The sequence below is a fragment of the Nostocoides jenkinsii Ben 74 genome (assembly GCF_001046875.1).
Taxonomy (GTDB): Bacteria; Actinomycetota; Actinomycetes; order Actinomycetales; family Dermatophilaceae; genus Nostocoides_A; species Nostocoides_A jenkinsii.
The window spans coordinates 3675623-3683523 of the sequence record NZ_HF571038.1 but is presented as its reverse complement, the minus strand read 5'-3'; the positions used below and the strand labels follow the sequence as shown (position 1 = coordinate 3683523).

Annotated in this window: 9 protein-coding genes and 1 riboswitch; of the genes, 2 read left to right on the top strand and 7 right to left on the bottom strand. The window is 69.0% G+C overall.

Annotated elements, in window-relative coordinates; genetic code table 11:
* Positions 1–213 precede the first annotated feature (213 nt).
* The 4 genes from BN13_RS17565 to BN13_RS17550 form a co-directional block, all read right to left on the bottom strand.
* Positions 214–696, bottom strand: coding sequence for a PH domain-containing protein (locus BN13_RS17565; protein WP_048548520.1), 483 nt, complete (start codon positions 694–696; stop codon positions 214–216).
* Positions 693–1538: an ATP phosphoribosyltransferase gene (hisG, locus tag BN13_RS17560; RefSeq protein ID WP_048546386.1), complete on the bottom strand. Its 846-nt coding sequence runs from the start codon at positions 1536–1538 to the stop codon at positions 693–695. Before hisG ends, BN13_RS17565 begins: the two co-directional genes overlap by 4 nt.
* Positions 1539–1551: 13 nt before the next feature.
* Positions 1552–1815, bottom strand: a complete 264-nt coding sequence (locus BN13_RS17555) for a phosphoribosyl-ATP diphosphatase (RefSeq protein ID WP_048549049.1) — start codon at positions 1813–1815, stop codon at positions 1552–1554.
* A gap of 62 nt (positions 1816–1877) precedes the next feature.
* Complete coding sequence (locus tag BN13_RS17550; RefSeq protein WP_048546385.1) at positions 1878–2636, bottom strand: nicotinamide mononucleotide transporter family protein; 759 nt, start codon at positions 2634–2636, stop codon at positions 1878–1880.
* Between the two features lie 105 nt (positions 2637–2741).
* Positions 2742–2872, bottom strand: a riboswitch (FMN riboswitch).
* Positions 2873–3021: 149 nt separating this feature from the next.
* Here BN13_RS17550 and BN13_RS17545 point away from each other — a divergent pair.
* Together BN13_RS17545 and BN13_RS17540 are read left to right on the top strand one after the other, a co-directional pair.
* Positions 3022–4284, top strand: coding sequence for a M18 family aminopeptidase (locus BN13_RS17545; RefSeq protein ID WP_048546383.1), 1263 nt, complete (start codon positions 3022–3024; stop codon positions 4282–4284).
* Positions 4285–4287: 3 nt separating this feature from the next.
* A complete protein-coding gene (locus BN13_RS17540; RefSeq protein WP_048546382.1) occupies positions 4288–4974 on the top strand; it encodes a histidine phosphatase family protein in 687 nt (228 codons plus the stop codon).
* 6 nt (positions 4975–4980) lie between these two features.
* On the opposite strand, the gene BN13_RS17535 is transcribed toward BN13_RS17540, so the two are convergent.
* From BN13_RS17535 to BN13_RS17525, 3 genes are read right to left on the bottom strand one after another with little or no spacing between them, the layout of a single operon-like run.
* Positions 4981–5583, bottom strand: a complete 603-nt coding sequence (locus tag BN13_RS17535; protein WP_048546380.1) for a pentapeptide repeat-containing protein — start codon at positions 5581–5583, stop codon at positions 4981–4983.
* Between the two features lie 12 nt (positions 5584–5595).
* Positions 5596–6252, bottom strand: a complete 657-nt coding sequence (rpe, locus tag BN13_RS17530; RefSeq protein ID WP_048546376.1) for a ribulose-phosphate 3-epimerase — start codon at positions 6250–6252, stop codon at positions 5596–5598.
* A gap of 25 nt (positions 6253–6277) precedes the next feature.
* Positions 6278–7792 (bottom strand): RsmB/NOP family class I SAM-dependent RNA methyltransferase, encoded by a 1515-nt coding sequence (locus BN13_RS17525; RefSeq protein ID WP_048546374.1) that lies wholly within the window; start codon positions 7790–7792, stop codon positions 6278–6280.
* Positions 7793–7901: the final 109 nt, after the last annotated feature.

The window sequence follows — 7901 nt, the reverse complement described above, 5'->3', positions numbered from 1 at the left end:
ACCTGGACGCCGATGCCGGCGGGCCGCGGCGCGGCGTCGGTGCTGGGCGCGGACGAGGCCGGGGCGATCGTGGCGAAGAGCCCCGCAGCTGTTGCGCTGGCGATGATGAGCGGACGAATCGTTGACATGGTGATGTGGAAATTCCCCTCCAGATCAGACCCGCGCGACCGGCGGCCGCGCGAGTGTCGGCGGTCGCCGACGCATTTGACGTTATCAAGGGGCGCCGACAGCGCCCGAATCCTGATGTCGTCGAATCAGGGCCGTCAGTCGCTCCGCTTCGCTCATGCCGTATGCCGCGTCGGCCCGCTGGATCGCCATCACGGCGACACTCTCGCCATACACGAGTTCCAGACTCACCCACGGCTCTCCCCCACCGAACCGGATGTCCTCGATGTCGGCCCAGGGCACCGACTGGGTCAGGAACAGGTTGCGGATCACCAGGGCATCCGGGCCCGGCCACGCGCCGATGCGCACGTAGCGCTGAAGCAGCAGCGCCATCCCCCAGCCGAGTCCCCACAGGAGCACGCGGTCGACGATCGTCCAATTGCCGCCCTGATCGGCACCGGGCATCAGCACGGCCACGAAACCGAAGAGCACCACCGCCACGACAATGCCGATCTGCGCGACACGTCGCCCACGACGCGGCCGGAACGGCTCGTCCGAGGGCGAGGTGGCGGGCGGCGGCGCGGTGGTCACAACCGACAGGCCGCGATGCTGGTGACGAGGATCGCCCGGGCGCCCAGCTCATAGAGCTGGTCCATCACGCGATTGGTCTGCGCGCGCGGCACCATGGAACGCACCGCGACCCAGTCGGGGTTTTGCAGTGACGACACGGTCGGCGACTCCAACCCCGGGGTCAGCGCACACGCCTGCTCCACCAGTGCCGCCGGGCAGTCGTAGTCCATCAAGACATAGTGCCGCGCGGTGACAACCCCGACCAGGCGCCGACGAACAGTTTCCACGGCAACAATCTCCTGAGTGCCGGGGCGCCGGATGAAGACCGCCTCGGATTTCAGGATGGGTTCCCCGAACGGGGCCAACCCCTGCGCGCGCAGGGTGGTCCCGGTTTCAACGACGTCGGCGATGACGTCGGCGACGCCGAGGGTGATCGCGGTCTCCACGGCACCGTCGAGGCGCACGACATCGGCCTGCACCCCGACCTGGGCCAGGTGCTTGCGCACTAACTCCGGGTAGGACGTCGCGACGCGGCGGGAGGAGATCGAGGGGATGTCCCCGATCTCGCCTGGGCGCGCGGCATACCGGAAGGTGGAGGCACCGAAGCCCAAGGGCATGACCTCCTCGGCGCCCGAGCCGGCGTCCAGGAGCAGGTCGCGGCCGGTGATGCCGGCGTCGACGGTCCCGGACCCGACGTAGACGGCGATATCGCGCGGGCGCAGGTAGAAGAACTCGACCCCGTTGTCGGGATCGGCGACCACGAGTTCCTTGGGATCGCGGCGGGTGCGGTAACCCGCCTCCCGGAGCATGTCGATGGCGGACTCCGAGAGCGAGCCCTTGTTGGGGACGGCCAGGCGCAGCATACGAAAGTCGTTCCTAGAGATAGCTGTAGACGTCGTCGGGAGTGAGCCCGGTGGCCAGCATGAGGACTTGCAGGTGATACAGGAGTTGGCTGATCTCCTCGGCCGTCTTGTCCTTGCCTTCGTATTCGGCGGCCATCCAGACCTCGGCCGCCTCTTCGACGATCTTCTTGCCGATCGTATGGACGCCCGCGTCCAGCGCCGCGACGGTCCCGGACCCGGCGGGCCGGGTGGCCGCCTTGTGCGCCAACTCGGCATACAGCTGATCGAAGCTCTTCACGTGCACCAAGAGTACGGGGGCGGGCCGAGCGGGCCCGCCCCCGTCCATGCCAGCGGCGACGCTTAGACGGTGACGCGGTCGTCGACGCGGTCCGGCGAGCTCGACGCCCGGCTGGCCTTGACCCACTGGCTGAAGCCGTAGAGGACGAAGATGCCGTAGAAGCTGTACATCACGGCTGTCGGGACGTAGTCCGTGGCGAAGCCGAGGGGCACGCCGACGAGGTCCACGCCGATCCAGGCCAGCCAGAACTCGTTCCAGCCGCGCGCCATCGCGAAGGTCGCGATGATCGAACCGACGAAGATCCAGGCGTCGCACCAGTAGAACCACCACTGCGGCTGCCAGTAGGGATTCGGTGCGGCATTCCACAGCGCGACGAAGATCTGGTGCACCAGGACGGTGCCGAGCAGCCAGAGCGCGACTATGGCATAGCGCTCTTTGATGGTCGCCCAGCGCGGCGTGATGGCCGGGGCGGCGTTGTCGACGCCGCGGCGCTTGCGGCTCTCGTTCCAGCGCCACCAGCCATAGATGCTCGTGACGATGAAGAAGACCTGCCGGCCCGCCTGCCCGAAGAGCGGAATGCGCTCGTCGGCGGCGAAGAGCGCGCCGAGGTAGACGAAGAACAGGATGATGTTGGCGCTGATCCCGACCGGCCAGGCCCAGACCCAGCGCTTCATCCCGAGGTATGCCGAGGCGAAGCCGATGAGGATGCCGATGACTTCGAGCCCGTGGACCGAATAGGAGCCGACGGGGATGGTCCAGTCGATCAGTCGCTGAAAGATGTTGCCGGTCGCGGCGTCCGCGGCGGCGAGAGTGGTGATCATTGGTGTTCGTCCTTGGGAGTTCGATTGAGCACGGACGAACTCCGGGGACATTGCACACCGGGCACCCGCGCGGTCCACGCGGACGTGGGCCACGGCATACCCGCCGTACGTGCTGCCTACCATCCGGACTTTCACCGTCGGTCCTGGAGTTTCACCAGGTCAACCGCTAACTGGCTGCCAGCGGGTCGTGGACTGTCACCACCGGTTCGGAATTACACCGACCCCGGAGCACGTGACCCCAGTATGCCGCAGCCTCCCCTGCCCACGCCTACCACCCCGCGTGGGCTCCCCCTTGCCGGATTCCCGCCCAATCCCATTACCCTAGTCTCCCGAACCTGGGGCCCGGGCGAGGGCGGGCACGGACCCGGGCGCGCAGAATAGGCGTATGCCCGATCCCTACCTCGACGACCTCGCCGCCTTTGTCGTCGCCTCCCCGTCCTCGTTCCACGCGGCGGCCACCGTTGCCGCCCGACTGGACGAGGCCGGCTTCGTCGGTCACGACGAGCGCGACCCGATCGAGGGGACGCCGGGCGGGCACTACGTCGTGCGCGACGGCGCGATCGTGGCCTGGCGGGTGCCGTCGTCACCGGACCCGAGCGCCCTGGCGTTCCGGATGGTCGGCGCCCACACCGACTCACCGGGGCTCCGACTCAAACCGAGTCCGACCACGGGAGCGTTCGGCTACCAACAGGTCGCAGTCGAGGTGTATGGCGGTCCGCTCCCGAACCAGTGGCTCGACCGGGAACTCGGGATCGCCGGCCGCGTGGTCTCGACCGACGGGACGCCCCATCTGGTCGCGACTCCCCCGTGGCTTCGAGTCCCGCAGGTCGCGCCGCACCTCGACCGTGCTGGCGCCGAGACCCTCAAATTGGATCGCCAGGCGCACTTAAAGCCCCTATTCGCGGTTGGGCAACCCGAACTCGATCTCCTCGCGCTGATCGCCGACGAGGCGGGTCTCGAGCCGGAGGAGGTCGCGGGACATGACCTGATCTGCTTCCCCACCGAGGCGCCCACGATCTTCGGCGCGACAGGCGACTTCTTTGCCTCACCACGCCTGGACAACTTGTCGTCGATCCACGCCGGGATGACGGCACTGCTGGCGGCCGGGGATCCAGCCGAGGTCACGGTCCTGGCCTGCTTCGACCACGAAGAAGTCGGGTCGGCGTCACGCTCCGGCGCCGGCGGACCGTTGCTGGAGGACATCTTGACGCGCATCGCGCGGGGTATTGGTGCCGACGACGATGGGTTCCGACGCGCGCTGGCCCGCAGTTCGTGCATCTCCGCCGACGCGGGCCACGCGATCCACCCGAACTACGCGGGCTTGCACGATCCCGACCACCGCCCGGTTCTCGGCGGCGGACCGCTGCTGAAGCACAACGCCAACCTGCGCTACACCACCGACGGCGCGAGCACCGCCCTATGGTTGCGTGCCTGCGCCGAGGCCGGCGTGCCGACCCAACACTTCGTCTCCAACAACTCGGTGGCCTGCGGAAGCACCATCGGTCCGATGACGGCGGCTCGGCTCGGGGTGTTGATGTGCGATGTGGGCCTTCCGCTCCTGAGCATGCACTCCACTCGGGAAATGGCCGGCGCGGCCGACCCGGGACGCCTCGCAGCCGCCCTGACTGCCTACTACGCAGGCGCCTGAGCAATGCGTCTGGTTCTCATTCGCCACGGGCAGTCCGGCAACAACGTCATCTGGGAGCAAACCGGCTCGTCCGTCGGCCGCCACCCGGACACCCCTTTGACCGATCGCGGTCACGACCAGGCGCGCCGGCTGGCCGCCGCCATCGCCGATGGCGCCCTGCCGTGGCGGATCGACGCGATCTACACCAGCCTGATGACGCGGGCCGTTCAAACGGCCGCGCCCATCGCCAACGCGCTGGATCTGCCCCTACACCCGCTGGACATTTTCGAGACGTCCGGGCCGTTCGAGGAAGATGCGGAATCTGGCGACCGCTCCCCCTACCCCGGAGCCTCGCGCAGCGAACTCCTCGCGTTGTCCGAGCGCCTGCAGTTGGCTGACGATGTCGACGAGCAGGGGTGGTGGCGCGGTGAAGTAGAACTTCTCGACGCCGTTCTCGACCGGGCCAAGGCGGCCATTGCCGCTGTGCGCGAACGGCATCCGGCCGATGCGACGCTGGCATTGGTCACCCACGGCCACTTCACGCAATACCTGCTGATGGCGTTCCTGCGGATCGAGCGCATCGGCGGGTGGATCACCATCGACAACACCGCCGTGACCCTCTTGGAGGAGGATCCCCGCTGGCCGGACTCGCCGAACGCCGTGCGGATCAATTCGACGCCTCACTTGAGCGACGCCGAGCGGACCACCTGATCGCCGTCAGGCGACCACGATCCCGAAGGGTGCCAGCAACCCACCCGCCCCGGCGGCGTCGACGCGCAACCCCTTGACCTTGACCTCGCGTACGTCCAGCGCATAGCCCGTCGCCCCGACGAGGGACGCGTCGCGCAGGTCAGCGCCGGCGAAGGCCGCACCTGAGAGCTCGCTTCCAGCGAAATCCGTTCTGCGCAAGTCGCATTCGCCAAAGTCGACGTCGACCAGCCGACAGTCACGCCAGGTGGACTCGCTCAGCGCCAGTCCATGAAAGCTGGCGTAATCGAGCCGGCAGCCCTCGAAAGCGAAGGCCGAGGACAGCCCGCCCACATGCGCGAGCCCAAAGTTGACGCCCAGGAGGCGCGACTCCACAAAACGGCATTCCCGGAAGGTCGAATCCGTGACCGTGGCGCGCCCAAGATCAACCCCGACGAAGGTGCACTCGGTGAAGCTGCAGCCCAGCAGCCGCGCCTCGGCGAGCACATTGCCCTCGAAGGTGCACGCCTCGAACTCCACTCCGCGCACGACGGCGCCGATCCGCACGGAACCGACGAGCCGCTTCTCCAGGACGTATGCCGCACCGCCCGTCTCCTCGATCAGTTCCGTCATCCGGGGGTCGCCTTAGTGCCCGTGGCCGGCCACAAGGGCACGCAGCTGCGCGATATTCGCCGCCGCGGACTCGGCGTTGTAGACCGCCGATCCAGCGACGAAGACGTCCGCGCCGGCGTGAGCGCACTGCTCGATCGTGCGCGCCGAGACCCCGCCGTCGACCTGGATCCAGACTTCGCCGCCGAACCGGCGCACCGCCTCACGCACCTGCCGGACCTTGGGCATCTGATCGGCCATGAACGCCTGCCCCCCGAAGCCCGGTTCGACGGTCATCACCAGGACCATGTCGAGTTCGGGGAGCAGATCGGCATACGGCTCGAAGGCGGTGCCCGGCTTTATTGCCATCGCGGCGCGCGCGCCCGCCGCCCGCAGATTCCGCGCCAGCGCAACAGGATTCGCGGCTGCCTCGATATGGAAGGTCACCGAGGAAGCCCCCGCCTCGGCATACCTCGGCGCCCAGCGATCGGGATCTTCGATCATCAGGTGGGTGTCGATCGGGACCGGGCTGACCTGAGCCAGCCGCTCGACGACCGGCAGCCCGAGGGTGAGATTCGGCACGAAGTGCCCGTCCATGACATCGACATGCGCCCAGTCGGCGCTCGCGATCGCCGCCAATTCGGATTCGAGGTTGGCGAAGTCAGCGGACAGGATGCTCGGGGAAATCTGCACCGCGGAAGCCTATCGAGCGACGCACTCAGCCTTCGCGGCGCAGCAGCGCGAAGAACATCCCGTCCGTGCCGTGAATGTGCGGCCACAACTGGACACCGGGCCCGGGCCCCAAGTCCTCGGTCCACCCCGTCGTGACGTCGGCGACCGCCGCGCGCGCATCGATCTGCTGCACATTGGGGTGCTTCTTGAGCACGTCTGCGATCACGAAGGTCGTTTCGGCCAGGTGTGGGGAGCAGGTCGCATAGGCCAGGATCCCCCCGGGCGCGAGCGCCGGGAGGGCCCCGCCAAGGAGTTCTCGCTGGAGCGTCCCGAGTGCCGCGAGATCGGCGGTGGTGCGACGCCAGCGGGCCTCCGGGCGGCGCCGCAGCGCCCCCAACCCGGTGCAGGGCGCGTCCACCAAAATGCGGTCGTATGCCGCGGGCTCCTCCGCGCCGATGCGTCGGCCATCTCCGGTGCGCACCTCGATCCGGCTTGCGCTCCCCCGGGCGGCCTCGATCGCGGCAGCCAAGGTCTGCTCGACCAGGGTCGCGCGGTGCGGCGCCACCTCGTTGGCAACCAAATCCGCGTCATGGCGCACGGCCAGCGCCGCGAGCAGGCCGGCCTTGCCTCCCGGCCCGGCGCACAGATCGAGCCAGCGTTCCCGCCCGCCGGGTGCGTGGCCGGGCCCAGTGCGCGGAGTGGCAACCAGCGCCGCGGCCACGACCTGCGAGCCGGCGTCTTGAACGGCCGCTCGGCCATCGCGGATCGCGGCAATCGCGCCCGGGTCGCCATGATCAAGGACGACAGCCGTCGGGACGTGGGGGTGCGCGGCCGCCGTCGCGGCCGTGGACTCGACCGCCCGAACCAGCTCCTCGACTTCGATCAGCCCCGGGCGGGCCACCAGGTGCAGTTCGGGCGCCGCATTGTCGGCAGCGAGGAGGCGCTCCAGGTCTTCGTCGACGGTGCCCGCCGTGCTCGCGCCGTGCCCGATCAGCGCCTGCCGCAGCGCCTTGACGATCCACTCCGGGTGCGACTGCTCGACGGCAAGTCTTGCGGTGAGCGGTTCGGTGGGCACGACGCGGGCGAGCCAGGTCTCCCGATCCGCCTCGCTGATCCGCCGCATCACGGCGTTGACCAGCCCGGCCGCCCCAGCCCCATTGACCTGGCGAGCCAGCGCCACGGTCTCGTCAGCGGCGGCGTGGGCCGGCACCCGCATACCGAGAAGCTGGTGTGCCCCCAACCGCAGCGTGTCGAGGACGGCCTCGTCGAGGCGCTCGAGCGGGCGATCGGCAGCCAGCGCGATGACCGGGTCATAGAACCCGCAAAGGCGGCACGCGCCATACGTCAACTCGGTCGCGAAGGCCGCGTCCCGCCCGCGAAGGTGGCGCCGACGCAACTCCTTGGGGAGTTCGAGGTTGGCATAGCCCCCCGCCGCGACGCTGCGCAGGACGGTGTATGCCGCGAGGCGCGCCGCGTCCCCCGACCGCCCGCGCGCGCGGGGCGGGGTTGCCGAACGGGGTCGTGTGGGTCGCTGGCTCACGTCGCCTGAGGGTAGGCCCATCCCCGTGGCCCGCCAACTTGACCGACCGCCAACGTGACCGACCGCCAACGTGACCGACCGTCCAACTTGAGCACGCCTTACGGACTTGAGCACGCCTTGCAACGCGTGC